We start from the raw sequence: 25550 nt of genomic DNA on the forward strand, positions 1-25550 counted from the left end.
CACGGATTGGCTGGGGTGCGTTGGTGTGTACGGGGGCAGATTCGAACATTGCGCCGCACGGGTGGGCTTCCCGGCGCCCCTCGCCGTGTCGCCCCCTGGCGCCGAACCGTTTCCTCTTCAGTGGCCACATAGATCTGATCAGCTCCATATAGCACCAAAAACGATCAGAAGCCCCGCGGTCCACCGGAGGTAGCAGCGATGTCCCACGACGACGTCAGACTGCGCGCGGTCATGCGCTCGGTCGTCTTCCTCACCGCGGGCGCGCTCGCGGTGCCCACCCTCGCGGCGTGCAGCTCCGACGACGAGTCGGGCAAGCCGCTGGCCGGACAGGACATCGCGCCCGTCGGCCGTGACCTGGTCGCCGACGGCGGCACCCTGCGCTGGGCCGTGGACGACGTACCCGAGACCCTCAACACCTTCCAGTCGGACGCCGACGACGCCACCACCCGCGTCGCCCAGGCCGTGCTGCCCGCCATGTTCCGGCTCGACGCGCAGGGGCGGCCGCAGCGCGACGCCGACTACCTGGAGTCCGCGAAGGTCGTCGACACCGAGCCCAAGCAGGTCGTCCTCTACAAGCTCGACCAGCAGGCCGTGTGGAGCGACGGCCGCGAGATCGGCGCCGCCGACTTCGCCGCCCAGTGGCGTGCCCTGTCCGGCAAGGACTCCGCGTACTGGACCGCGCGCAACGCCGGTTACGACCGCATCGAGAAGATCGAGCGCGGCGCCAACAACCTTGAGGTCAAAGTCACTTTCAGCAGGCCGTACGCCGACTGGAAGGCGCTGTTCTCGCCGCTGTACCCCAAGGACGTCATGGGCACCCCGGACGCCTTCAACGACGGCGCGCGCCGCAAGCTGAAGGTCACCGCCGGCGCGTTCGCGGTGCAGAAGGTCGACCGCAAGGACAAGGAGATCGTCCTCGCCCGCAATCCGCACTGGTGGGGCCGGCCAGCGAAGCTCTCCCAGATCGTGCTGGCCGTCGTACCGCTGGAGAAGCGGGCCGCCGCGCTCGCCGACGGCACGGTCGACCTGGCCGCGATCGACCCCGTTGACGCGAGCCGTATCGCCCTCGCGGGCCGCGCCAAGGGCACCGGCACCCCGCTCCAGGGCGCGAGCGCGAGCCCCACGGACGAGGACGAGAGCAAGAACGAGAGCCCGAAGGAGAAGAAGAAGCTCAGCAAGAAGCAGCGCAAGGCGCTCGCCAAGTACCTGCGCCAGCAGGACGAGTTGCGTGCCTTCACGGTCCGCCGCTCCTTCGAGCCCGCCTACACGCAGCTCGCCCTCAACGGCTCCGAAGGCCCCCTCGCCGACGAGCGCGTCCGGCGTGCCGTGGCCCGCGCGCTCGACCGGGAGGCGCTCGCCAAGGTCGTCCTCACCCCGCTGGGCCTGCCCGCCGTGCCGGTCGGCAGCCACCTCGCGCTCTCCGGTCAGGCCGCGTACGCCGACAACAGCGGTGCGCTCGGCGACCACGACGCCGCGGAGGCGCAGGCACTGCTCACCGACGCCGGCTGGGTGCCCGGCGGACCGGTCAAGGACAAGGGCGAGAAGGCGGCCGGCGCCGAGGGCAAGAAGAGCAAGAAGTCCGCCGGCGAGGCCGAGTCGGAGGGCGGCTCCGACGGGCAGTACATCGTCGGCGAGGACAACAAGGACCCGCAGGACCACACCAAGAAGCACGGGCACGGCGGCGAGGAGGGCTCCAAGCACCTCGCCGACGGCAAGCAGTACGACGGCCGCAAGGTGAAGCAGGGCGGGGCGCCCGGCGCGTACGCCCCGAAGGGCACGGCCGCCCCCGCCGGTGCGAAGACGGGCACGCTCGCCAAGGACGGCAAGCCGCTCACCCTGCGCTTCGTGCTCCCCTCCGGGACCGGCTCGGAGTCGCTGAGCGCGGTCGCCGACAGCATCTCCCGCATGCTGGAGAAGGTCGGCATCCGCACCGAGATCACCAAGGTCTCCGACGACAGCTACTTCAAGGACCACATCGCGTCCGGCCAGTACGACCTCGCCCTCTACTCCTGGCCCGCGTCCGCCTACCCCGCCACCGACGCCCGCCCGATCTTCGCCAAGCCGGTCCCGGCCGCGGACGGTTCCCTGAACGTCGAGCTGAACTACACCCGCGTCGGCACCGACCAGGTCGACCAGCTCTTCGACCAGGCCGCCTCGACCCTCGACGAGGACGAGGCCGCCGCCCTGGTCCGCAAGGCCGACGCCCGCATCTGGGCGGCGGCCGGCTCCATCCCCCTCTACCAGCGCCCCCAGCTCACCGCCGCCCGCAAGACCGTCGTCAACGCGGGATCCTTCGGCTTCCAGACCCCGGTCTACGAGGACATGGGCTTCCTGAAGAAGGGTGCCCACCCCTCGGCGAGCCCGTCCAAGGACTGAGGGATTAGCATCACCCGCACATGACGAGCACGGCCGCCGTCCCGCAGAGTGTTGCGGGGCGGCGGCCGTCGTACGGGGGAGCGGGGGCGGCGATGCGGGTCTGGGCTGCGACAGTCACGGCGATGGTGTTGGCGACGGCGGGCTGCGGAGTCGTAGCCACCGATGACGGTCGGGCCGCCGCCGGGGCGGCCACGATCTGCGCGCACGGGACGTACCGGTGGTCCGGTGTGCGGCAATGGCAGGAGCTGACCGCGCTCGCGGACCCGGTCACCCTTCCCAAGGGGACCGAGCACTACGAGTCGAACCTCAAGCCCGTCGACGACACCGTGTACCGGGTCGTCGTCTCCCGTGTGCCGAGGGGAGTCCGCGCCGCCCGCGTGGTCACGGCGTTGGGCGACCGGCTGAAGGTGGACACGCCCCTGGCCGATCCGTCGGAGGTGATGCGGCCCGAGCAGTCGCAGTTCGTCTCGGACACCGGGGAGCTGGAGGGCCCGTACTACTCCTGGGGATCGATCAGTCTGGTTGAGGCCGATTTCACTTATACCTGCGGGTACACCGTGCCGGTGCGGGGCCATGTGCGGACCTGGGAGACGGTCGGTGTGGGGTTCCTGCCCTGCTCCGAGCCCTCCGGCGACGACGCCGGGCGCACCGCCGCGCTGCGTCTGTGCCCCGCCGGTTCCCCGGCGACCGAGCCCGTCTGACCGGTCCCGGCGCCGCCCGTAAGGCCCTGCGGAGGCCCCCTCCCCGTACGCCACGTACGATGGGGTAAGGCCGTGGCGTGTCCAGCCCGGCAGGGTCCGCGTAACACAGACGTACGCGCAGGCCTTCCTCACTCTCCGGGAGTTCGCCGCAATATGGCCACGCGCCACGACATCCGCAACGTCGCCATCGTCGCCCACGTCGACCACGGGAAGACGACCCTCGTCGACGCCATGCTGAAGCAGGCCGGTGCCTTCGCCGCGCACGCCGCCGAATCGCTCGACGACCGAATGATGGACTCGAACGATCTGGAGCGTGAGAAGGGCATCACGATCCTGGCCAAGAACACGGCCGTGAAGTACCACCCGAAGGATGGCGGCGACGTCATCACCATCAACATCATCGACACCCCGGGCCACGCCGACTTCGGTGGCGAGGTCGAGCGCGGTCTGTCGATGGTGGACGCGGTGGTGCTGCTCGTCGACGCCTCCGAGGGCCCGCTGCCCCAGACCCGCTTCGTGCTCCGCAAGGCGCTCCAGCAGCGTCTGCCCGTCATCCTCTGCATCAACAAGACGGACCGCCCCGACTCCCGGATCGACGAGGTCGTCAACGAGACCTACGACCTGTTCCTGGACCTGGACGCGGACGAGGAGCAGATCGAGTTCCCCATCGTCTACGCGTGTGCGCGTGACGGCGTCGCCTCGCTGACCAAGCCGGAGAACGGCACGGTCCCGCAGGACAGCGACAGCCTGGAGCCGTTCTTCACCACGATCCTGTCGCACGTCCCGGCCCCCGAGTTCGACGAGGCCGCCCCCCTCCAGGCGCACGTCACCAACCTGGACGCGGACAACTTCCTCGGCCGTATCGCGCTGCTCCGCGTCGAGCAGGGCGAGCTGCGCAAGGGCCAGACCGTCACGTGGATCAAGCGCGACGGCACGATGTCCAACGTGCGCATCACCGAGCTGCTGATGACCGAGGCGCTCACCCGCAAGCCGGCCGAGATGGCGGGCCCCGGTGACATCTGCGCCGTGGCCGGTATCCCGGACATCATGATCGGCGAGACCCTCGCCGACCCCGAGAACCCGATCGCGCTGCCGCTCATCACGGTCGACGAGCCGGCGATCTCCATGACCATCGGTACGAACACCTCGCCGCTGGTCGGCCGCGGCGGCACCGGCAAGGGCGCCTCCGCGAAGGCCGCGGTCAAGGACCGCAAGGTCACCGCCCGTCAGGTCAAGGACCGCCTGGACCGCGAGCTGGTCGGTAACGTCTCGCTCCGCGTGCTGGACACCGAGCGCCCGGACGCCTGGGAGGTGCAGGGCCGCGGTGAGCTGGCGCTGGCCATCCTGGTCGAGCAGATGCGCCGTGAGGGCTTCGAGCTGACCATCGGCAAGCCGCAGGTCGTCACGCAGATCATCGACGGCAAGGTGCACGAGCCGGTCGAGCGCATGACGATCGACGTGCCCGAGGAGCACATGGGCGCGGTCACGCAGCTCATGGGCGTCCGCAAGGGCCGGATGGACAACATGTCCAACCACGGCTCCGGTTGGGTCCGCCTGGAGTTCGTCGTCCCGTCCCGCGGTCTCATCGGCTTCCGTACCGAGTTCCTGACCGGGACGCGCGGCACGGGCATCGCCCACTCCATCCACGAGGGCCACGAGCCGTGGTTCGGTGTGCTGACGACCCGTAACAACGGTTCGCTGGTCGCCGACCGCGCGGGCGCCGTCACCGCGTTCGCGATGACGAACCTCCAGGAGCGCGGTGTGCTGTTCACCGACCCCGGCACCGAGGTGTACGAGGGCATGATCGTCGGCGAGAACTCGCGCGCCGACGACATGGACGTGAACATCACCAAGGAGAAGAAGCTCACCAACATGCGCTCGGCCGCCGCCGACTCCTTCGAGGCGATCGTCCCGCCGCGCAAGCTCTCCCTGGAGCAGTCCCTGGAGTTCTGCCGCGACGACGAGTGCGTCGAGGTGACCCCGGAGTCCGTCCGCATCCGCAAGCTCGTCCTCGACCAGAAGGAGCGCGGCCGCTCCGCGAGCCGCGCCAAGCACGGCTGATCCACCGGTACAGCTCAACTGAGCCCGGGCGCCCCCGACTTGGGGGTGCCCGGGCTCAGTGCGTCGGCCGGGCCACCGTGATGATCTCGGGGCTCGCGGCGGTGAGCGGGCTCCGGTCCCAGTCGCCGTACCGCTCGACGACCGTCAGCCCGGCCCCGGTGAGGAACCCGGAGAGGGCATCCCCGTCCAGGAACCGCAGGGTCGACCGGCTGACCTGAGGGTGCGGCCAGCACTCGCCCGCGAAGGTCTCGGTGAACGTCACCCGGTCCGCGACGGGCGTGCCCTCGACCGGCGCGCTCTCGACCTCGTGCCACACCCGTACGACACCGCCGTCCGTGCCGGTGAGCCGGCGCTCCCGGTCGGGTGTCCAGGTCTCCCAGGCGCGGGCCGCCGGGTTCCGCGTCTCGAAGACGAACCGCCCGGCGGCCGAGAGCGCGGTGCGCACCGCGCGCAGCGCCAGGCTCAACTCCTCGTCGTGGACCAGGACTTGGAAGGCGTGCCCGGTCATCACCACGAGATCGAACTCGCCGCGCCACTCCACGGTCCGCAGATCTCCGAGCACCCACTCGACACCGGGCTCCCGTCGCCGGGCCCGGACGAGCATCGCGGGGGCGGGGTCGATCCCCGTGAGCCGCCCGGTGTGTCCCGCGTGCCGGGCCCCGCTCAGCAACCGCCCGGTGCCGCAGCCGACGTCGAGCACGGCCCGCGCCGACATCACCAGGTCGAGACAGAAGTCGTCCCCGGGGCCCCACGGATTGAGACGGTCGTACCACGCGGCGAGGGACATGTCCGCGAACGAGCGATCCACCACCACGGCAGCCTGGCACACCCGGTGGCACGGCACGACGGTGCCGGGCGCATTCTTGACGGGTTCTCAACTGCGGAGACGGTTCTCAACTGCGGAGGTGCCGGGTGCTGTTGCACCATGTCGAGCTGTGGGTCGCGGACCTGGGGCGGGCGGAGCTGTCGTGGGGATGGCTCCTGGAGCGCCTCGGCTGCGAGCCGCACCAGAACTGGCCGGCGGGGCGGAGCTGGCGGCTGGCGGAGACGTACGTCGTGATCGAGCAGTCACCGGCGCTGCGCCCGGACACCGGCCACGACCGGATGCGCCCGGGACTGAACCATCTGGCCTTCCATGTCCCTGGTGGATCCGGCGGTCGCGCCGCACTGGACGCGTTGGTCGAGGCGGCACCCGCGCACGGCTGGACCCCGATGTTCCCGGACCGGTACCCGCACGCGGGCGGCCCGGACCACTGCGCCGCCTACCTGGAGAACGAGGAGGGCTTCGAGGTCGAGTTGGTGGTGGAGGGATTCCGGCAGGGCGAGGTTGGCTGAATACAGGGATAACCCTTGTCCTCGCCAGGAATCCGCACAGGCCGGTTCATCCGCACTACTCTGCGGGTGGCGTGATCCTGCCCCTGTCTGCTGTGCGTTCCCTGGACGTCCCCTGTGGCGCCGGTCGAATGTGTGCGACGCGGGGACCTGTTGATTGCACAACGTTCGCGGAACCGCAACTGGATTTTCACTCGGCGCGCGTTCGGCATGCGGACATTCAGGACCGATAGGTGTGTAACAAGTCCGTTTCGCAGGGGTCTTTCACCAAACCCTTTGTCCGGATTTTGGAAGATGTACGCGTCAGGTGTGATCGAACCGAGACCTTGACGGTGTGGTTCGGCCTTCGCTCATGGCAGATAGTTAGGCGCGTAGAGCTCGGGTACGACGGGTCGGGCGCCGACAGGAGGCGCAGGCTCGCGAGCGCTGGGGGCACCGACACATTTTCAGGCACCGGTGACGGTGTTGTGACGTGTGCTGTCCCGTGCAGTGAACCTTATGGATTCTTGAAGGAGGAGCCCATGCGCGGTGCGAAGAGTGCCAAGTGGGTCGCGATAGCCGCGGTTGTGGCACTGGGGGCAACCGCCTGCGGTGGTTCCAGTGATGACGACGGCAAGAGCGACAGCAAGGCCGCGATCAACCCGAACGGCACGTTCACGGTCGAGTCGGGCGAGCCGCAGAACCCGCTGCAGCCGGCCAACACCATGGAGTCCTACGGCAGCATCGTGATCAAGTCGCTGTTCACCGGCCTGGTGGACTACGACAGCAGCGGCAAGATCGTCATGATGAACGCCTCGTCCGTCGACACCACCGACAGCAAGACCTACACGGTCAAGCTGAAGGCCGACTGGAAGTTCACCGACGGCACCCCGGTCACCGCCGAGTCCTACGTCAAGGCCTGGAACTGGGCCGCGAACCCGGCCAACAAGCAGACCAACAGCTTCTGGTTCTCGGACATCGCGGGCTACGACGACGTCGCCCCGGCCAAGGGCAAGTCCAAGGCCACCGAGCTCTCCGGCCTGAAGGTCGTGGACGACAGCACCTTCACCATCACGCTGTCGAAGGCGATTCCTTACTTCATCTACAAGCTGGGCTACGAGGTCTTCTCGCCGCTGCCCGAGTCCTTCTACAAGGACCCGGCCGCCGCCGGTCAGAAGCCGGTCGGCAACGGCCCGTACAAGTTTGTCAGCTGGGAGCACAAGAAGGCGATCACGGTCGCCAAGAACGCCGACTACAAGGGCCCGAACGCGGCGAAGAACGGTGGCGTGGTCTTCAAGAACTACTCCACCCCCGAGACGGCGTACGCGGACCTGAAGTCCGGCAACCTCGACGTCATCACCCAGGTCGCCCCGAAGGACCTCCCGGTCTACAAGCAGGACCTCGGGTCCCGCGCGATCGACCAGGCGTACTCCGCGATCCAGACCATCGCGCCGGCCTTCTACTCCAAGCAGTGGAAGGACATCAACCCGAAGGTCATCCAGGGTCTGTCGATGGCGATCGACCGCGACACGATCACCAAGACCGTGCTCCAGGGCACCCGTGAGCCGGCCACCGGCTGGGTCGCCAAGGGCGTCCTCGGCTACCAGCCGGACGCCGCGGGCGACGTCACCAAGTACGACCCGGCCAAGGCCAAGGCGCTCATCAAGGAGGGTGGCGGCGTTCCCGGCAACTCCATCACCATCCAGTACAACACCGACGGCGGTCACAAGGAGTGGGTGGAGGCCGTCTGCAACTCCATCACCAACGCCACCGGTGTGAAGTGCGGCACCGACCCGAAGGCCGACTTCCAGGCCGACCTCGACGCCCGTGACGCGCACGAGGTCAAGTCCCTGTACCGCTCGGGCTGGGTGCTGGACTTCCCGATGAACGCCAACTTCATCCGGGACCTGTACGGCAGCAAGTCGGACGGCAACCAGAGCGGCTTCTCCAACAAGACGATCGACAGTGAGATCGCCGCCGCCGACAGCGCCGCCACGCTGGACGACTCGGTGAAGAAGTACCAGGAGATCGAGAAGCAGCTCGTGAACTACATGCCGAGCATTCCGCTCTGGTACTACAAGGTCAACGCGGGCTACTCGGAGAAGGTCTCGGGCGTCCAGTTCGCCCAGGACGGAGACCCGATCCTGACCGGCGTTCAGGTCAAAAAGTAACCGCAGGCAATTCGTCGCCCGGGGCGCGCAGAGCGCGCCCCGGTTCGCGGCGGAAGCGGCCGGGGGGCCCTTTCCACACGTACCGCCGAGCGGTGCGCGCGGAAAGGGCCCGCCTGTTGCCGCCTTCGACTTTTTTTATGGAGGCACGATGGGGCGCTATGTCGCACGACGACTGCTCCAGATGATCCCGGTCTTCTTCGGGACCACCCTGCTCATCTTCCTGATGGTCTACGCCCTGCCCGGTGACCCCGTCCGCGGGCTGTTCGGCGACAAGGGCGGCAGCCCACAGGTCATCGCCGCGCTTCGGCACCAGTACGGCCTGGATCAGAACATCTTTGTGCAGTACTTCAATTACATGAAGGGCATCATTCTGCACGCCGACTTCGGCACGCAGATAGCCAGCGGACGGCCCGTCACCGACGTGCTCGGCGACGCCTTCCCGGTGACCCTGCGCCTGGGCGGCTTCGCCTTCGTCATCGAGATCGTCCTCGGTGTCGGCCTCGGCGTCTACGCGGGTCTGCGCGCCGGACGCGCCGCCGACACCGTGGTGCTGCTCATCACCCTGCTGCTGATCTCGGTCCCGGTCTTCGTCCTCGGCTTCATCCTCCAGTGGATCTTCGCCGACGAACTCCAGTGGCTGGAACCGAACGTCAACGACGCATCGAACTACGGTCAGTTGCTGATGCCTGCGATTGTGCTGGCCACGGCGTCACTCGCCTATGTGTCGCGACTGACCCGGACGTCGATAGCGGAGAACATGCGCGCCGACTACGTCCGTACGGCCATCGCCAAGGGACTGCCCCGGCGCCGGGTGGTGACCGTCCACCTCATGCGCAACTCGATGATCCCCGTGGTCACCTACCTCGGCACGGACATCGGCGGCCTGCTCGGCGGTGCCGTCGTCACCGAGGGCATCTTCAACATCCAGGGCATCGGCGGCACGATCTACCAGTCGATCATCCGCCGGGAAGGCACCACCCTGGTGGGCCTGGTGACCATCCTCGTCCTCGTCTATCTCGTCGCCAGCCTCCTTGTCGACCTGCTCTACGCGGTCCTTGACCCGAGGATTCGCTATGCCTGACATGACCAAATCCGACACCGCCACCGCCGCGCCGGCCACCCCGGACGCCGCCACGCCGGCCCCCCAGCCGCCGAAGTCCGAGAAGGTCCGCAGTCTGTGGGGCGACGCCTGGCAGGACCTGCGGCGCAACAAGATCTTCCTCATCTCCTCGGTGCTGATCCTGCTGCTCCTGCTGATCACGTTCTTCCCCGGCTGGTTCACCAGCGGCAACCCGACCTACGGCGACCTGTCCAAGCACTACCTGCAGAAGCCGCAGCTCGGAAAGGTCTTCTCGACCGAGTGGCTGGGCTACGACCAGCAGGGCCGCAGCGTCTACGCCCGGCTCATCTACGGCGCCCGGGCCTCGATAGCCGTCGGCTTCGGCACCACGCTCGTCGTGACCATCGCGGGCGGTCTGATCGGCATGATGGCCGGCTACTTCGGCGGGATCATCGACTCCGTCCTGTCGCGGTTCGTCGACGTGTTCTTCGGCATCCCGTTCCTGCTCGGCACCATGGTCGTCCTCAACTCCTTCCCGGAGCGCACCGCTTGGGTCGTCATCGGCGCCCTGGGCTTCTTCGGCTGGACCCAGTTGGCCCGCGTGATGCGCGGCGCGGTGATCACCACGAAGCAGTCCGACTACGTCCAGGCCGCCAAGGCATTGGGCGCGAGCACCCCGCGCATCCTGTTCCGGCACATCCTGCCCAACACGCTGGCCCCGGTGATCGTCGTCGCGACCATCTCGCTCGGTGTCTACATCGGCTCCGAGGCCACGCTGTCCTTCCTGGGGCTCGGCCTGAACGGCGTCTCCTGGGGCAACGACATCTCCGACGGCGGCAGTTCGATCCGGATCGCCCAGTGGATCATGCTCTACCCGTCGATCATGCTCACCATCACGGTGCTGGCATTCATCATGCTCGGCGAGGCGGTCCGCAACGCCCTCGACCCGAAGACGCGCTGAGGGAGGCGTACGTGACCATCATCGAAGAAGCAGCGCCGGTACCGGCGCCCCGCGACGGCGAGGACGCACCCCTCCTGGACGTGCGTGACCTGCACGTCGAGTTCGTCACCCGCGAGGGTGTCGTACGGGCCGTCAACGGCGTCAACTACAACGTCCACGCCGGCGAGACCCTTGCCGTGCTCGGCGAGTCCGGCTCCGGCAAGTCGGTGACCGCGCAGGCGATCATGGGCATCCTCGACATGCCGCCGGCCCGGATCCCACAGGGCAAGATCCTCTTCCGCGGCCAGGACATGCTCACGATGTCCACCGAGGAGCGCCGCAAGATCCGCGGCCGGCGCATCGCCATGATCTTCCAGGACGCGCTCAGCTCGCTGAACCCGGTGCTCTCCGTGGGCTACCAGATCGGCGAGTTGTTCCGCGTCCACCAGGGCCTCTCCAAGAAGGAGGCCAGGGCCAAGTCCATCGAGCTGATGGACCGGGTGAAGATCCCGGCCGCCGCGGCGCGGGTGAACGACTACCCGCACCAGTTCTCCGGCGGTATGCGCCAGCGCATCATGATCGCCATGGCGCTGGCCCTGGAGCCGGACCTGATCATCGCCGACGAGCCCACCACGGCCCTCGACGTGACCGTCCAGGCCCAGGTCATGGACCTGCTCGCGGAGTTGCAGCGCGAGTACCAGATGGGGCTCATCCTCATCACCCACGACCTCGGCGTGGTCGCGGACGTCGCCGACAAGATCGCGGTGATGTACGCGGGCCGCATCGTGGAGACGGCACCGGTGCACGAGCTGTACAAGCGCCCGGCGCACCCCTACACCCGGGGGCTGCTCGACTCCATCCCGCGCCTGGACCAGAAGGGCCAGGAGCTCTACGCGATCAAGGGCCTGCCGCCCAACCTGCTGAAGATCCCGGCCGGTTGTGCCTTCAACCCGCGTTGCCCCAAGGCGCAGGACATCTGCCGTACGGAGGTCCCCGCGCTGGTTCCGGTGACCGAGCAGGACGGCACCGATCTGGTCGGCCGGGGTTCGGCCTGCCACTTCTGGAAGGAGACGATCCATGGCTGAGCTCAGCAAGAACGACGAGCAGCAGGAGGCCACGCCGAACGTCTCCGAGGTGGAGGTCGCCGAGGTCCACTCCGAGACGGAGGCGGTCGGCGCCATCGAGGCGCCGGTCGACCGGGGCGAGCCGATCCTCCAGGTGCGGAACCTGGTGAAGCACTTCCCGCTCACCCAGGGCATCCTGTTCCGGAAACAGATCGGCGCGGTCAAAGCCGTCGACGGTGTCTCCTTCGACCTCTACCAGGGCGAGACCCTCGGCATCGTGGGCGAGTCCGGCTGCGGCAAGTCCACGGTCGCCAAGCTCCTGATGAACCTGGAGCAGGTCACCGCGGGCGAGATCTTCTACAAGGGCCAGGACATCACCAAGCTGTCCGGCCGCGCGCAGAAGGCCGTCCGCCGCAACATCCAGATGGTGTTCCAGGACCCGTACACCTCCCTGAACCCCCGGATGACGGTCGGCGACATCATCGGCGAGCCCTTCGACATCCACCCCGAGGTGGCCCCCAAGGGCGACCGGCGCCGGAAGGTGCAGGAACTCCTCGACGTCGTCGGTCTCAACCCCGAGTACATCAACCGCTACCCGCACCAGTTCTCGGGCGGCCAGCGCCAGCGCATCGGCATCGCCCGCGGCCTCGCGCTCAACCCCGAGATCATCATCTGCGACGAGCCGGTCTCCGCGCTCGACGTGTCGGTGCAGGCCCAGGTCATCAACCTGATGGAGCGTCTGCAGGACGAGTTCAACCTCTCCTACATCTTCATCGCGCACGACCTGTCGATCGTCCGCCACATCTCGGACCGGGTCGGGGTCATGTACCTCGGCAAGATCGCCGAGATCGGCACCGACGAGCAGATCTACGACCACCCGACGCACCCCTACACCCAGGCGCTGCTGTCGGCGGTCCCGGTGCCCGACCCGGACGCCCGTGAGGGGCGCGAGCGGATCATCCTCACCGGTGACGTCCCGTCCCCGGCGAACCCGCCGTCCGGCTGCCGCTTCCGCACCCGCTGCTGGAAGGCGCAGGACAAGTGCTCGACCGAGGTCCCGCTGCTGGCGGTGCCCGAGCGCTTCCGCGGGGAGGACACCCCGGCGGCCCACGAGTCGGCGTGCCACTTCGCCGAGGTCAAGGACGTCGTGCACGCGGCCTGATCCCTACGGCCACCACTGTTCCCGGCACCGTACGAGGTGCCGGGAACCAGTGTTTTCAGACCGCGGGGTCCAGCACTCGCGCCCAATGACAGGCCACCTGCGCGTCCCCGCCGCCGCCCAGCACCTCCAGGTCCTCGGTCCGGCACCGGTGAGCCACTCCCGCCCGCTCCGCCTCCCCACTCGCCAGGATCTGGCAGCGCGCCCGGAACCGGCAGCCGGTCGGGATGCGGGACGGGTCCGGGGGCTCGCCGGACAGCACCACGGGATCGCCGGGCGCCTCGGGCAGCACCGACAACAGGGCCTGGGTGTACGGGTGTCGAGGCGCCGTCAGCACCTGCTCGGCGTCCCCCGTCTCCACGATCCGGCCCAGGTACATCACCGCGACCCGGTCGGCGATGTTCCACGCCAGCCCGAGGTCGTGGGTCACCACCAGGGCGGCCAGGCCGAGTTCGGTGCGCAGTCGCAGCAGGAGGGCGAGGATCTCGCCGCGCACGGAGGCGTCCAGCGAGGCCACCGGCTCGTCGGCGACGAGGAGTTCGGGCTCCAGGACGAGCGCACCGGCGATCACCACGCGCTGCCGCTGCCCGCCCGACAGCTCGTGCGGATACCGCAGGAAGAACCGCTCGGGCGGCCGCAGCCCGGCCCGGCTCAACGCCCGTGCGACCACGGCCTGTTCATCGCCGACGCCCCCGTGGATCCGCAGCCCCTCGGCCACGGCGTCGTACACCGTGTGCCGGGGGTTGAGCGACCCGCTCGGGTCCTGGAGTACGAGCTGCACGCGTCTGCGGTACGCCTTCAGCGCCCGGGACGAGTAGCGCAGGGGCTGCCCGTCGAACGTGACCCGCCCCCCGGTCGGCGCCACCAGCCCGAGCAGCGACCGGGCCAACGTCGTCTTCCCGCACCCGGACTCACCGACGAGCGCCACGACCTCGCCCGCCCGGATGTCGAGATCGACCCCGTCCACGGCCCGAGCGGGCGTACCACCGCGCCGCGCGGGAAAGGCCACGTGCAGCCCTTGCGCGCTGAGGAGCGGTGCCGGTGGTGTCGTCGTCATGGCGCACTCCCCGTGTCCACGGCCCGCTCGGGCGCATCGACAGTCAGTTCCCGCACATGGACACAGGCAGCCCGCCGCTCCCGCCCGGCCTCCCGGAGGGGCTGGTCCTCCGTCGCGCACGTCTCCAACGCCTCTGCGCAGCGCGGATGGAAGGCGCAGCCCGAGGGCAGTTCCGAGGGGTCGGGCGGGTCGCCGGGGAGGCCGTGGGGGGCGAAGCGGGAGGCCGGGTCGCCGATGTGGGGGAAGGAGGCGGACAGGGCCTTGCCGTAGGGGTGGAGGGCGTTTTCGTAGACCGCCCGGGCGGGGCCCTCCTCGATCACCCGGCCCGCGTACATGACCACCAGGCGGTCGCAGAGGTCGGCGAGGATCGCGAGGTCGTGGCTGATCATCAGCAGGCCCACCTGCTGGTCCGTGACCAGGTCTCCGATCAGGCCCAGGATCTGGGCCTGGATCATCACGTCCAGTGCGGTCGTCGGCTCGTCGGCGATGATCAGCTCGGGGGCGCAGGCCAGCGCCATGGCGATCATGACGCGTTGCCGCTGGCCGCCGGAGAGTTCGTGCGGGTACGCGGTCGCGCGGGCCGCCGGCAGCCCGGCCTGTTCCAGCAGTTCCCCGGCACGGCGCCTGGCCTGTGCCGCGGTCGCCCCCTGATGCAGCAGCACCGGTTCCGCGATCTGGTCGCCGATGCGGTGCACGGGGTTGAGGGAGTGCATCGCGCCCTGGAAGACGATCGAGGCACCGGCCCAGCGGACCGCCCGCACCCGCCCCCAGCGCATCGTCAGCACGTCCTCCCCGTTCAGCAGGATCTCCCCGGAGACCCGGGTCCCCGGCGGCAGCAGCCGTAGCAGCGCGAGGGCCAGGGTGGACTTGCCGCAGCCCGACTCGCCTGCCACGCCCACTTTCCGACCGGCCGTCAGGGTCAGGTCGACACCCCGCACCGCCGCGATGCCGCCGGGGTACGTCACTTGCAGATTCCGGACCTCCAGGAGGGTCAACCCGCCACCCCCAGCCGGGGGTTGAGGACGGACTCCACCGCGCGTCCGCACAGCGTGAACGCCAGCGCGACCACGGCGATCGCGATGCCGGGCGGCACCAGATACCACCAGTCGCCGGAACTCACCGCGCCCGCCTCCCGGGCGTCCTGGAGCAGCCCGCCCCACGACACCACCGTGGGATCCCCGAGCCCCAGGAAGGCGAGGGTCGCCTCGGTGAGGATGGAGGTCGAGACCATCAGGGTCGTCTGGGCCAGGATCAGGGGCATCACGTTGGGCAGGACGTGCCGGGACATGACGTGCCAGTGGCCGCCGCCGAGCGCCCGGGCGCGTTCGATGTACGGCCGTGACTCCACCGCCAGCGTCTGCGCCCGCACCAGCCGGGCCGTGGTCGGCCAGGTCGTCACGCCGATCGCCAGGATCACCGTCCCGAGGGAGCGGGACATGACGGTGGCCAGCGCGATCGCCAGCACCAGCGTCGGCATGACCAGGAACCAGTCGGTGATCCGCATCAGCACGGTCCCGTACGCGCCCCGGAAGTGCCCGGCGGTGATCCCGACCACCGCGCCGATCGCCACCGACAGCACCGCCGCGAGCAGTCCGACGAGCAGGGAGACCCGCGCTCCCCACACCACCAGGCCCAGCAGGTTGCGGCCGAACTGGTCGGTGCCCAGCGGGAATCGGGCGCTCGGACTCTCCAGCGGACCGCCCGGCGCGTCGGTCACGCTCGACACGTCGGAGCCGACCGTCAGCGGCGCGGTGAGCGCGACCAGCGCGAACAGACCGAGCGCGGCCAGTCCGACCAGCCCGGCCCGGTGGGTGCGGTAGCGCGTCCAGAACCGTACGGCGGACCGGCGGCGGCGCTGCCGGGCGAGCGCGCGCGGGCCGGCCTGTGCGACCGGGGGAGTGGTCATCGGCCCACCCGGGGGTCGAGCAGCGGATACACCAGGTCCGCCAGTGTGTTCATGACGATCACCGCCGCGGCGAAGAAGAGGAACAGCCCCTGGACCAGGGGCAGATCGGGCACACTCAGGGCCTGGTAGAACAGCCCGCCCAGGCCCGGCCAGGAGAAGACCGTCTCCACCAGGATCACGCCCGCGACCGTACGGCCGAGGTTGACGAAGACGAGGGTGACGGTGGGCAGCAGCGCGTTCGGGACGGCGTGCCGGCGCCGGACCTGGTCGTCCCGAAGTCCCTTGGCCCGCGCGGTCGTCAGATAGTCGCTGCCCATCTCGTCGAGCAGCGCGGAGCGGGTGACCAGCAGCGTCTGCCCGTACTCGACGGCCACCAACGTGACCACGGGCAGCACCAGATGGTGGGCCACGTCCAGTACGTACGCGAGGCCCTCCTTGCCGCCGGTCTCCATGCCGCCGGTCGGGAACAGTCCGGGGACCGGGCCCACGCCCACGGAGAACACGATGATCAGCAGCAGCCCGAGCCAGAACGACGGGACGGAGTAAAGGGTCAGCGCCAGACCGGTGTTGAGCCGGTCGGAGAGACTGCCGTTCCGCCATGCGGACCTGGTGCCGAGGAACATGCCGAGCGCGGTGTACAGCACGAAGGCCGTACCGGTGAGCAGCAGGGTGTTCGGCAGCGCCTCGCCGATCTTGTCGATCACGGGCGCCCGGAACTGGTACGACGTCCCGAGGTCGCCGGTGAGCGCCTTGCCGCAGTAGTCCGTGAACTGCTGCCACAGCGGCAGGTCGAGCCCGAACTCCCTGCGGTACTCGGCCAGTTGAGCGGCCGAGATCGGGCGGCCGCCGGTCATCGTCTTGACCGGGTCGCCCGGGATCAGCCGGAACAGGAAGAACCCGGTGACCAGCACGGCGAGCAACGAGACGACGGCGCCGCCCAGTTTGCCGCCGACGTAGCGGACGTAGCCGGACCGGGCGCCCGCCCCCGGTCCGGCCGTCTCCTCCACCGGTACGGATGTGACGTCAGTCGCCATCAACGGCCGTCCCGCGCACCGCGGTTGAGGTTCGGTGCATCGGCTACTCCCGGTCCTCGGCGGTGGCCCGGCGCCGCAGCGCGAACAGCACCACCGCACCGACGACCACCAGACCCCCGACGACGATGCCGGCGATCGCCCCGCCCGAGAGCCCGCCGGACGACGATCCGCCGGAGGCCGCGGGCACCGCGGACCACCAACTCCAGTACCCGTCCTGGCCGTAGATGTTGCCCGCGGCGCTGGGCATCGTCTCGATGGACTTGATCTGGTCGGTGCGGTAGGCCTCGACGGCGTTCGGGTACGCCATGACGTTCATGTACCCGAGGTCGTACAGCCGGGACTCCATCTGCTTGACGAGGTCCGCCCGCTTGGCCGGGTCGTACTCGGCCAACTGCCGGGCGTAGAGCGCGTCGTACGTCTTGTCGCAGACGAAGTTGTCGGTCGCGCCGATGTCCTTGGGGGTCGCCGGGAGCGCCCCGCAGGTGTGGATGGACAGCACGAAGTCCGGGTCGGGGTTGACGGACCAGCCGTCGAAGGCGAGGTCGTACTTGCCCGCGAGCCAGGGGTCGGTGACGTTGTCGAGGCAGTCGAGCGTCACGCCGATGCCGAGCTCGGCCCACCACTCCTTGAGGTACTGGCCGACCGCCTTGTCGTTCGGGTCGGTGGCGTGGCACAGCAGGCGGTAGGTGATCGGCTTGCCGTCCTTGCCGACGCGTTTGCCGTCGCCGTTCTTCTTGTAGCCCGCCCGGTCGAGGAGTTGGGCCGCCTTGGCCGGGTCGTAGGAGAGTTCCTGGCTCGCGGACGGTTTCCAGAAGTACGTCGAGAAGCGTGGCGGGAGGTAGCCCTCGCCCTCGGCGGCGTGGCCCTGGAACACCTTGTCGATGAGGGTCTCGCGGTCGACCGCCATGAACAGGGCGTGCCGGACGTCCTCGTTCAGCAGGGAGGGGTCGCCGTCGCCGAAGTGCTGCCCGTTCTTCGCCTGGGCGCCCGGGTTGGTGGCGAGGGCGTAGAAGCGGCGGCCGGGGGCGTCGTTGACCTTGATGTTCTGCTCGCCCTTGAGGGAGGCGGCCTGAGCGGGAGTCAGGGAGGGGGAGCCGGCGACGAAGGAGACCTCGCCCTTGCGCAGCGCGGCCACCGCCGCGTCCTGGTCCTTGTAGTAGCGGAAGACGATCTCGTCGAACTTCGGTGCCCCGCGCCAGAAGGACTTGTTGGCCTTGAGCCGGACGTAGCTGTCGGCCTTGTAGCCGGTGAGGACGAACGGGCCGTTGCCGACGATCGGGAAGGTCTTGTCGTTGTTGAACTTGGAGAGGTCGCCGGCCTTCTCCCAGATGTGCTTCGGCACGATCGGGACGTCGAGCGCGGTCATCGTGGCCTGCGGCTTCTTCAGCTTGACGACCAGTCGGGTGGGGCTCGGGGCGGTGACCTTCGCGAAGTTGGCGACGAAGCTGCCGTTGGCGGTGGCCGCGCCCGGGTCGGTCATCATCGTGTTGAACGTCCAGGCCGCGTCCTCGGCGGTGGCCTGCTGCCCGTCGGACCACTTGGAGTCCGAGCGGATCGTGTACGTCCAGGTCAGTTGGTCCGGCGACGACGTCCACTTGGTGGCCAGACCCGGGATCGTGTGGTTGTCCTTGGGGTCGTAGTTGGTGAGGTAGTCGTACATCAGCCGGCCGATGCTCGTGCTGACCAGGCGGCTCGCCAGGAACGGGCTCAAGGAGTCCACGCTCTGCGCGACGGCGACGGTGAGGACCTTGTCGCTCTCCTGGGCCTTGGCCTCGGCCTGTTGCGGTGCCGGATCGAGGGGGGTGGCGAGCGCCGCCGTGAGGGCCAGGGCGCCGGCCGCTCCGGCCACCAGCCGGTGTAAGTGACGGGGTCGCGGTCTTCTCGGGCGTGAGTGCTCTGTGCCGTTCCGGTCCTGAGTGCTCATGGTCCTGACCTCGCGCTGGTGACGCCGGGCTGGGTTGAAGAGTGTGTCTATCAGCGGCGGTCGGCGCCCGTCAACGGTGCCTGAAAGCCCATGTGGCCTGCGAAAACAGGGAGTTGACGGACCGATTCGAGGTTTATTGGTCCACACCACTGAAGCGTGCCTGGTGGGGCCCTGGCAGTGCGGTCGGGGCCGCCCGGCCGGTGCCGTCACCCCTCCCGCGCGCGGCCTGTGCTGCATTCGGGTGACTGCGTGTGCGGGGTGCCCCATTTGTGCGGATATTGGCCGGTAGTGGATCGGTGGTGGATCGGTAGTGGATCGATCTGGGTCGATCCGGGTCGGCTTTCCTGAGGAGGCACTCGATGCGTGGAGCCACGCACGCCAAATGGGCCGCTTGCGCGGCGGCGGTAGCCCTCGCGGCGACCGCTTGCGGGGGCGGCGGAAGCAGCGACAGCGGCGGCGGTGACGGCAGCGCGGTGCTCAGCGCCTCCTGGGGCGACCCGCAGAACCCGCTGGAGCCGGCCAACACCAACGAGGTGCAGGGCGGCAAGGTCCTCGACATGGTCTTCCGCGGTCTGAAGCGGTACGACCCGAAGACCGGCAAGGCCGAGGACATGCTCGCCGACAAGATCGAGACCACGGACTCGCAGAACTTCACGGTCACCGTGAAGAGCGGCTGGAAGTTCAGCAACGGCGAGGCCGTCACCGCGAAGTCGTTCGTCGACGCGTGGAACTACGGCGCCAGCCTCAAGAACAACCAGAAGAACGCGTACTTCTTCGGGTACATCGAGGGCTACGACAAGGTCCACCCCGACAGCGGTTCACAGTCCGCGACCACGCTCACCGGGCTCAAGGTGACCGGCACCGACACCTTCACCATCAAGCTCACCCAGAAGTTCTCCACCTTCCCGGACACCCTCGGCTACGCGGCCTACTCGCCGCTGCCGTCGACGTTCTTCTCCGACCACGCGGCCTGGCTGAAGAAGCCGGTCGGCAACGGGCCGTACACGATCTCGTCGTACACCAAGGGCTCGCAGATGAAGCTCGTGAAGTGGGACGGGTACACCGGGACGGACAAGGCGCAGAACGGTGGCGTGACCCTCAAGGTCTACACCGACAACAACACCGCCTACACCGACCTGATGGCCGGCAACCTCGACCTCGTCGACGACATCCCCGCCTCGCAGCTCAAGAACGTCAAGAGCGACCTCGGGGACCGGTACATCAACACGCCCGCCGGCATCATCCAGACCCTCGCGTTCCCGTACTACGACAAGAACTGGAACAAGAGCGGCTCGGAGAAGGTCCGTCAGGGCCTGTCGATGGCGATCAACCGGGACCAGATCACCACCACGATCTTCCAGAAGACCCGCACCCCGGCCACCGACTGGACCTCCCCGGTGCTCGGCACCGAGGGCGGCTTCCAGGACGGGCTGTGCGGCGACTCCTGCACGTACAACCCGACCGAGGCGAAGAAGCTGGTCGAGGAGGGCGGCGGGCTGCCCGGCGGCCAGGTCAAGATCACGTACAACGCGGACACGGGCTCGCACAAGGAGTGGGTGGACGCCGTGTGCAACTCCATCAACAACGCGCTCGGCAACGACAAGGCGTGCGTCGGGAACCCGGTCGGCACCTTCGCGGACTTCCGCAACCAGATCGGCCAGCACAAGATGACCGGGCCGTTCCGGGCGGGATGGCAGATGGACTACCCGCTCATCCAGAACTTCCTCCAGCCGCTGTACTACACCAACGCCTCCTCCAACGACGGCCAGTGGTCCAACAAGGACTTCGACAAGCTCGTGGACCAGGCCAACGCGGAGACGGACACGAGCAAGGCGATCAAGCTCTTCCAGCAGGCCGAGGGCGTCGTACGGGACAACATGGCCGCCATCCCGCTCTGGTACCAGAACGGCAGCGCGGGCTATTCGGAGCGGCTCTCCAACGTGGCGCTCAACCCGTTCAGCGTCCCCGTGTACAACGAGATCAAGGCCGGCTGAGCCCGCATGGGACGGTACGTCGTCCGGCGTCTGCTGCAGATGATCCCGGTCTTCATCGGCGCCACACTGTTGATCTTCCTGATGGTGAACGTGATGGGCGACCCCGTCGCGGGCCTGTGCGGCGAGCGGCAGTGCGACCCGGCGACGGCCGCCCAGCTCAAGCGGGAGTTCGGCCTCGACAAGCCCGTGTGGCAGCAGTACCTGACCTACATGGGGAACGTCTTCACCGGTGACTTCGGGACGGCGTTCAACGGCCAGAAGGTCACCGAGCTGATGGCGACCGCGTTCCCCGTCACCATCCGGCTCACCATCGTCGCGATCGTCTTCGAGGTCGTCATCGGCATCACGCTCGGGGTGCTCACCGGCCTCAAGCGCGGCCGGCCCGTCGACACCACGGTGCTCCTGCTCACGCTCGTGGTGATCTCCGTCCCCACCTTCGTCACCGGTCTGCTGCTGCAACTGCTGCTCGGCGTCGAATGGGGCTGGATCAAACCGTCCGTCTCCCCGGAGGCGACGTTCAGCGAACTGATCGTCCCCGGGCTGGTGCTGGCCTCGGTCTCCCTCGCGTACGTGACCCGGCTGACCCGGACGTCCATCGCGGAGAACAGGCGCTCCGACTACGTCCGTACGGCCGTCGCGAAGGGTCTCCCGAGACACCGGGTGATCATCCGCCACCTGCTGCGCAACTCCCTCATCCCCGTGGTCACCTTCATCGGCACGGACATCGGCGCCCTGATGGGCGGCGCGATCGTCACCGAGCGGATCTTCAACATCCACGGGGTCGGCTACCAGCTCTACCAGGGCATCGTGCGCCAGAACACCCAGACGGTGGTCGGCTTCGTGACGGTCCTGGTCCTGGTGTTCCTGATCGCCAACCTCCTCGTCGACCTCCTGTACGCCGTACTCGACCCGAGGATCCGCTATGCCTGAGCAGCCGTTCGAACCGGAACGCGCCATCGCCGGGACCGGCATGGGCGGCGCCATGGACCTCGCCGCGAGCGAGGCGGAGACGCTGGAGAAGACACCGGGGGGACCGGAGGGCACCGGCCCGCAGGAGCGGCCCCGCAGCCTCTGGTCCGACGCCTGGCGGGACCTGCGCCGCAACCCCGTCTTCATCATCTCGGCGCTGGTCATCCTCTTCCTGGTGGTCATCTCCCTCTGGCCGTCCCTGATCGCCTCGGGCAACCCCCTCAAGTGCGACCTCGCCAAGGCGCAGGAGGGCTCCCAGCCGGGCCATCCCTTCGGCTACGACGGCCAGGGGTGCGACGTCTACACGCGCACGGTCTACGGCACCCGTACGTCGGTGACGGTCGGCGTCCTCGCCACGCTGGGGGTCGCGATCTTCGGCTCGGTGCTGGGCGGACTGGCCGGCTTCTTCGGCGGGGTCTGGGACTCGATCCTGTCCCGCCTCACCGACATCTTCTTCGCGATCCCGGTGGTCCTGGGCGGCCTGGTCCTCCTGTCCGTGGTGACCAGCAACACGGTCTGGCCGGTCATCGGCTTCATGGTCCTGCTCGGCTGGCCGCAGATCTCCCGCATCGCCCGCGGCTCGGTCATCACCGCCAAACAGAACGACTACGTCCAGGCCGCGCGAGCCCTCGGCGCCTCCAACTCCCGCCTCCTGCTACGCCACATCACCCCGAACGCGGTCGCCCCGGTGATCGTCGTCGCCACGATCGCCCTCGGCACGTACATCTCCCTGGAGGCGACCCTGTCCTACCTCGGCGTGGGCCTGAAGCCCCCCACGGTGAGCTGGGGCATCGACATCTCCGCGGCCTCCCAGTACATCCGCAACGCCCCCCACATGCTCCTCTGGCCGGCCGGAGCCCTGGCGATCACCGTCCTGGCGTTCATCATGCTCGGCGACGCGGTCCGCGACGCCCTCGATCCGAAGTTGAGGTGACGGCGCCGTGGTGCTGCAAGTGCGGTGTGTGGGAGGGGAGTTGCGGGGTGGAACGACCGCCCGGCGGGTCCGGCACCGGCCGCGTGGCGGGCCGGCGGTCACGGTGCCGCTGTCCCTCGTGCGCGGCGGGTCCGGGGGCGCGGGAATGCCTTCGCGCAGGCCCGGCGATCGGCGATCGGGACACGCACACCCTTCCTGCTCGGCGGCGCGGAGTCGAGGTGACGGCGTGACAGCGCCGGCGTCGGGCGGTCCGGTCCCGGGGTTCCGGGTCCCTGCCGGGGCGCGAGCGGTGGACGCGGGTGCGCTGCCCGTCCGGTGTGCGTCGGTCGTGGTGACGGGATGCGGCGTCGGCGTTCTTCCAGTTCGGTGGCGCGGTGTGTGGCGCCCTCGATCCGGAGTTGAAGGTGACGGCGTGTTGGCGCCGGAGCTGGGTGGTCCGGGGTTGCGGGCCCTCGCCGGGGAGCGGGTGCGGGCCGTCGGCGGTGCGGTGGACGCGGGTGCGTCGTCCGTCCGGTGTGCGTCGGTCGTGGTGACGGGATGCGGCGTCGGCGTTCTTCCAGTTCGGTGGCGCGGTGTGCGGCGCCCTCGATCCGGAGTTGAAGGTGACGGCGTGTTGGCGCCGGAGCTGGGTGGTCCGGGGTTGCGGGCCCTCGCCGGGGAGCGGGTGCGAGCCGTCGGCGGTGCGGTGGACGCGGGTGCGTCGTCCGTCCGGTGCTTCGCGGCCGCGCCGGCGATCTCCGGGTCCGCGTTCTTCCTGCTCGGCGACGCCCCGCGCGGCGCTCTTGATCCGAAGGTGAGGTGACCGGCGTCATGCTGCTCGAAGTGCGGGATCTGCAGGTGGAGTTCAGGACCAGGGACGGGGTCGCCAAGGCCGTCAACGGGGTCAACTACAGCGTGGACGAGGGCGAGACCCTCGCCGTGCTGGGGGAGTCCGGGTCGGGGAAGTCCGTGACCGCGCAGGCGGTGATGGGGATCCTCGATGTGCCGCCGGGGAAGATCACCGGCGGGGAGATTCTCTTCCGGGGCAAGGATCTGCTGAAGTTCAAGGAAGAGGAGCGGCGGAAGGTCCGCGGCGCCGAGATGGCGATGATCTTCCAGGACGCGCTGTCCTCGCTCAACCCCGTGCTCTCCGTGGGCGACCAGCTCGGCGAGATGTTCATCGTGCACAAGGGGATGTCGAGGAAGGACGCGCGGGCCAAGGCGATCGAGCTGATGGAGCGGGTGCGGATCCCGGCCGCCAAGGAACGCGTCCGCGACTACCCGCACCAGTTCTCCGGCGGTATGCGCCAGCGCATCATGATCGCCATGGCGCTCGCCCTGGAGCCGGCGCTCATCATCGCCGACGAACCGACCACCGCCCTCGACGTCACTGTCCAGGCCCAAGTCATGGATCTGCTCGCGGAGTTGCAGCGCGAGCTCAACATGGGGCTCATCCTCATCACCCACGATCTCGGAGTGGTCGCCGACGTCGCCGACAAGATCGCCGTGATGTACGCCGGCCGGATCGTCGAGTCGGCCCCGGTCCACGACATCTACAAGGCGCCCGCCCACCCGTACACGCGCGGCCTGTTGGACTCCATCCCGCGTCTGGACCAGAAGGGCCAGGAGCTCTACGCCATCAAGGGCCTGCCGCCGAACCTCATGCACATCCCGCCGGGCTGCGCCTTCAACCCCCGCTGCCCGATGGCCCAGGACGTGTGCCGGACCGATGAACCCGAACTGTACGAGGTTGATCAACACCGGGGCAGCGCCTGCCACTTCTGGAGGGAGTGCCTCAATGGTTGAGCCGATCCTGGAGGTGACCGGGCTCGTCAAGCACTACCCGTTGACCCAGGGCATCCTCTTCAAGAAGCAGGTCGGTGCCGTCAAGGCCGTCGACGGTGTGGACTTCACGCTCGCCAAAGGGGAGACCCTCGGCATTGTCGGGGAGTCCGGCTGCGGCAAGTCGACCGTCGCCAAGATGCTGGTCAACCTCGAGCGGCCGACAGAGGGCTCGATCAAGTTCAAGGGCGAGGACATCAGCAAGATGTCCGGCCGCGCCCTGAAGGCCGCCCGCCGCAACATCCAGATGGTGTTCCAGGACCCGTACACCTCCCTCAACCCCCGTATGACGGTGGGCGACATCATCGGGGAGCCGTACGAGATCCATCCCGAGGTGGCGCCAAAGGGCGACCGGCGCAAACGAGTTCAGGATCTGCTGGACGTGGTCGGGCTCAACCCCGAGTACATCAACCGGTATCCGCACCAGTTCTCCGGCGGCCAGCGCCAACGCATCGGCATCGCACGGGGGTTGGCCCTGCGCCCCGAGGTCATCGTCGCCGACGAACCCGTCTCCGCGCTCGACGTCTCCGTACAGGCCCAGGTCATCAACCTCCTCGACCGGCTCCAGGACGAGTTCGACCTCTCCTACATCTTCATCGCGCACGACCTGTCGATCGTCCGGCACATCTCGGACCGGGTCGGCGTCATGTACCTCGGCCGGATCGTGGAGATCGGCAGGGACGAGGAGATCTACGACCACCCGACGCACCCGTACACCCAGGCGCTGCTCTCCGCCGTACCCGTGCCCGACCCGGACGCGCGTGAGCACCGGGAGCGGATCATCCTGTCGGGTGACGTGCCGTCGCCGACGAACGTCCCGTCCGGCTGCCGCTTCCGCACCCGCTGCTGGAAGGCGCAGGAGCGCTGCTCGCTGGAGGTGCCGCTGCTCGCCGTACCGGCCGAGTTCCGCCTCGTGAGCGGCCCCGCGGCGCACGACTCGGCCTGTCACTTCGCCGAGGAGAAGACGGTCGTACCCCAGGAAGAAACCCTCGGCGAAACCCCCGCGGCGACCCCGGACGATCTTGCGGATGGGGCGGAATAACACCACAAACAGGCATCAACCGCGTT

The 25550-nt window shown here is 68.8% G+C and carries 21 protein-coding genes; 15 read left to right on the forward strand and 6 right to left on the reverse strand.

Features of this window, described 5'->3' with window-relative positions:
• Positions 1–198 precede the first annotated feature (198 nt).
• From OG223_RS33980 to typA, 3 genes are all read left to right on the forward strand, one after another.
• Positions 199–2376 carry an ABC transporter family substrate-binding protein gene (locus tag OG223_RS33980; RefSeq protein WP_329256771.1) on the forward strand — a complete coding sequence of 726 codons (2178 nt, stop codon included), beginning with the start codon at positions 199–201 and terminating at the stop codon, positions 2374–2376.
• A gap of 20 nt (positions 2377–2396) precedes the next feature.
• Positions 2397–3077 carry a hypothetical protein gene (locus OG223_RS33985; protein WP_329256774.1) on the forward strand — a complete coding sequence of 227 codons (681 nt, stop codon included), beginning with the start codon at positions 2397–2399 and terminating at the stop codon, positions 3075–3077.
• A 153-nt stretch (positions 3078–3230) separates the two neighbouring features.
• On the forward strand, positions 3231–5138 hold the full coding sequence (gene typA, locus OG223_RS33990; RefSeq protein WP_329256777.1) for a translational GTPase TypA: 1908 nt from the start codon (positions 3231–3233) through the stop codon (positions 5136–5138).
• A gap of 55 nt (positions 5139–5193) precedes the next feature.
• Here the strand turns inward: typA and OG223_RS33995 are convergent, their stop codons facing one another.
• Positions 5194–5949 carry a class I SAM-dependent methyltransferase gene (locus tag OG223_RS33995; RefSeq protein WP_329256780.1) on the reverse strand — a complete coding sequence of 252 codons (756 nt, stop codon included), beginning with the start codon at positions 5947–5949 and terminating at the stop codon, positions 5194–5196.
• A gap of 104 nt (positions 5950–6053) precedes the next feature.
• Here OG223_RS33995 and OG223_RS34000 point away from each other — a divergent pair, with 104 nt between their 5' ends.
• The 6 genes from OG223_RS34000 to OG223_RS34025 all read left to right on the forward strand — a co-directional run bounded on the left by OG223_RS34000 (position 6054) and on the right by OG223_RS34025 (position 12846).
• Positions 6054–6473, forward strand: a complete 420-nt coding sequence (locus OG223_RS34000) for a VOC family protein (protein ID WP_329265620.1) — start codon at positions 6054–6056, stop codon at positions 6471–6473.
• Between the two features lie 518 nt (positions 6474–6991).
• On the forward strand, positions 6992–8620 hold the full coding sequence (locus tag OG223_RS34005) for a peptide ABC transporter substrate-binding protein (protein ID WP_329256783.1): 1629 nt from the start codon (positions 6992–6994) through the stop codon (positions 8618–8620).
• 148 nt (positions 8621–8768) lie between these two features.
• Positions 8769–9701 (forward strand): ABC transporter permease, encoded by a 933-nt coding sequence (locus tag OG223_RS34010; RefSeq protein WP_329256786.1) that lies wholly within the window; start codon positions 8769–8771, stop codon positions 9699–9701.
• Complete coding sequence (locus tag OG223_RS34015) at positions 9694–10641, forward strand: ABC transporter permease (RefSeq protein WP_329256789.1); 948 nt, start codon at positions 9694–9696, stop codon at positions 10639–10641. Before OG223_RS34010 ends, OG223_RS34015 begins: the two co-directional genes overlap by 8 nt.
• An 11-nt stretch (positions 10642–10652) precedes the next feature.
• The gene (locus OG223_RS34020; protein ID WP_329256792.1) at positions 10653–11705 is read left to right on the forward strand and encodes an ABC transporter ATP-binding protein; all 1053 of its coding nucleotides are present in this window, start codon (positions 10653–10655) and stop codon (positions 11703–11705) included.
• Complete coding sequence (locus OG223_RS34025) at positions 11698–12846, forward strand: ABC transporter ATP-binding protein (RefSeq protein ID WP_329256795.1); 1149 nt, start codon at positions 11698–11700, stop codon at positions 12844–12846. The genes OG223_RS34020 and OG223_RS34025 overlap by 8 nt, the downstream gene beginning before the upstream one ends.
• A 55-nt stretch (positions 12847–12901) precedes the next feature.
• Here OG223_RS34025 and OG223_RS34030 read toward each other — a convergent pair whose 3' ends face one another.
• The 5 genes from OG223_RS34030 to OG223_RS34050 are packed head-to-tail and all read right to left on the reverse strand — an operon-like array spanning position 12902 to position 18764.
• Positions 12902–13900 (reverse strand): ABC transporter ATP-binding protein, encoded by a 999-nt coding sequence (locus tag OG223_RS34030; protein WP_329256798.1) that lies wholly within the window; start codon positions 13898–13900, stop codon positions 12902–12904.
• On the reverse strand, positions 13897–14895 hold the full coding sequence (locus OG223_RS34035) for an ABC transporter ATP-binding protein (RefSeq protein ID WP_329256801.1): 999 nt from the start codon (positions 14893–14895) through the stop codon (positions 13897–13899). The genes OG223_RS34030 and OG223_RS34035 overlap by 4 nt, the downstream gene beginning before the upstream one ends.
• Entirely contained in the window at positions 14892–15806 is a 915-nt protein-coding gene (locus OG223_RS34040) for an ABC transporter permease (protein ID WP_329256804.1), read from the reverse strand. The genes OG223_RS34035 and OG223_RS34040 overlap by 4 nt, the downstream gene beginning before the upstream one ends.
• Positions 15803–16840, reverse strand: a complete 1038-nt coding sequence (locus OG223_RS34045) for an ABC transporter permease (RefSeq protein ID WP_329256807.1) — start codon at positions 16838–16840, stop codon at positions 15803–15805. Before OG223_RS34045 ends, OG223_RS34040 begins: the two co-directional genes overlap by 4 nt.
• A 43-nt stretch (positions 16841–16883) precedes the next feature.
• Entirely contained in the window at positions 16884–18764 is a 1881-nt protein-coding gene (locus OG223_RS34050; RefSeq protein ID WP_329256810.1) for an ABC transporter substrate-binding protein, read from the reverse strand.
• 359 nt (positions 18765–19123) lie between these two features.
• Here OG223_RS34050 and OG223_RS34055 point away from each other — a divergent pair, with 359 nt between their 5' ends.
• From OG223_RS34055 to OG223_RS34080, 6 genes are all read left to right on the forward strand, one after another.
• The gene (locus OG223_RS34055) at positions 19124–20758 is read left to right on the forward strand and encodes a peptide ABC transporter substrate-binding protein (protein ID WP_329256813.1); all 1635 of its coding nucleotides are present in this window, start codon (positions 19124–19126) and stop codon (positions 20756–20758) included.
• A 6-nt stretch (positions 20759–20764) separates the two neighbouring features.
• The gene (locus tag OG223_RS34060; protein ID WP_329256814.1) at positions 20765–21688 is read left to right on the forward strand and encodes an ABC transporter permease; all 924 of its coding nucleotides are present in this window, start codon (positions 20765–20767) and stop codon (positions 21686–21688) included.
• Complete coding sequence (locus tag OG223_RS34065; RefSeq protein ID WP_329256816.1) at positions 21681–22661, forward strand: ABC transporter permease; 981 nt, start codon at positions 21681–21683, stop codon at positions 22659–22661. The genes OG223_RS34060 and OG223_RS34065 overlap by 8 nt, the downstream gene beginning before the upstream one ends.
• Positions 22662–23271: 610 nt before the next feature.
• A complete protein-coding gene (locus tag OG223_RS34070; protein ID WP_329256818.1) occupies positions 23272–23463 on the forward strand; it encodes a hypothetical protein in 192 nt (63 codons plus the stop codon).
• An 8-nt stretch (positions 23464–23471) separates the two neighbouring features.
• Positions 23472–24446 (forward strand): ABC transporter ATP-binding protein, encoded by a 975-nt coding sequence (locus OG223_RS34075; RefSeq protein WP_329256820.1) that lies wholly within the window; start codon positions 23472–23474, stop codon positions 24444–24446.
• On the forward strand, positions 24439–25524 hold the full coding sequence (locus OG223_RS34080; RefSeq protein ID WP_329256823.1) for an ABC transporter ATP-binding protein: 1086 nt from the start codon (positions 24439–24441) through the stop codon (positions 25522–25524). Before OG223_RS34075 ends, OG223_RS34080 begins: the two co-directional genes overlap by 8 nt.
• Positions 25525–25550: the final 26 nt, after the last annotated feature.

Source organism: Streptomyces sp. NBC_01478, from assembly GCF_036227225.1.
Taxonomy (GTDB): domain Bacteria; phylum Actinomycetota; class Actinomycetes; order Streptomycetales; family Streptomycetaceae; genus Streptomyces.

Bases quoted from the DNA above. Each gene is read 5' to 3' on its own strand.
- OG223_RS33980 (WP_329256771.1), top strand. From the start codon at position 199: ATGTCCCACGACGACGTCAGACTGCGCGCGGTCATGCGCTCGGTCGTC.
- OG223_RS33985 (WP_329256774.1), top strand. From the start codon at position 2,397: ATGACGAGCACGGCCGCCGTCCCGCAGAGTGTTGCGGGGCGGCGGCCG.
- typA (WP_329256777.1), top strand. From the start codon at position 3,231: ATGGCCACGCGCCACGACATCCGCAACGTCGCCATCGTCGCCCACGTC.
- OG223_RS34005 (WP_329256783.1), top strand. From the start codon at position 6,992: ATGCGCGGTGCGAAGAGTGCCAAGTGGGTCGCGATAGCCGCGGTTGTG.
- OG223_RS34010 (WP_329256786.1), top strand. From the start codon at position 8,769: ATGGGGCGCTATGTCGCACGACGACTGCTCCAGATGATCCCGGTCTTC.
- OG223_RS34015 (WP_329256789.1), top strand. From the start codon at position 9,694: ATGCCTGACATGACCAAATCCGACACCGCCACCGCCGCGCCGGCCACC.
- OG223_RS34025 (WP_329256795.1), top strand. From the start codon at position 11,698: ATGGCTGAGCTCAGCAAGAACGACGAGCAGCAGGAGGCCACGCCGAAC.
- OG223_RS34030 (WP_329256798.1), bottom strand. From the start codon at position 13,900: ATGACGACGACACCACCGGCACCGCTCCTCAGCGCGCAAGGGCTGCAC.
- OG223_RS34040 (WP_329256804.1), bottom strand. From the start codon at position 15,806: ATGACCACTCCCCCGGTCGCACAGGCCGGCCCGCGCGCGCTCGCCCGG.
- OG223_RS34045 (WP_329256807.1), bottom strand. From the start codon at position 16,840: ATGGCGACTGACGTCACATCCGTACCGGTGGAGGAGACGGCCGGACCG.
- OG223_RS34050 (WP_329256810.1), bottom strand. From the start codon at position 18,764: ATGAGCACTCAGGACCGGAACGGCACAGAGCACTCACGCCCGAGAAGA.
- OG223_RS34055 (WP_329256813.1), top strand. From the start codon at position 19,124: ATGCGTGGAGCCACGCACGCCAAATGGGCCGCTTGCGCGGCGGCGGTA.
- OG223_RS34060 (WP_329256814.1), top strand. From the start codon at position 20,765: ATGGGACGGTACGTCGTCCGGCGTCTGCTGCAGATGATCCCGGTCTTC.
- OG223_RS34065 (WP_329256816.1), top strand. From the start codon at position 21,681: ATGCCTGAGCAGCCGTTCGAACCGGAACGCGCCATCGCCGGGACCGGC.
- OG223_RS34075 (WP_329256820.1), top strand. From the start codon at position 23,472: ATGCTGCTCGAAGTGCGGGATCTGCAGGTGGAGTTCAGGACCAGGGAC.
- OG223_RS34080 (WP_329256823.1), top strand. From the start codon at position 24,439: ATGGTTGAGCCGATCCTGGAGGTGACCGGGCTCGTCAAGCACTACCCG.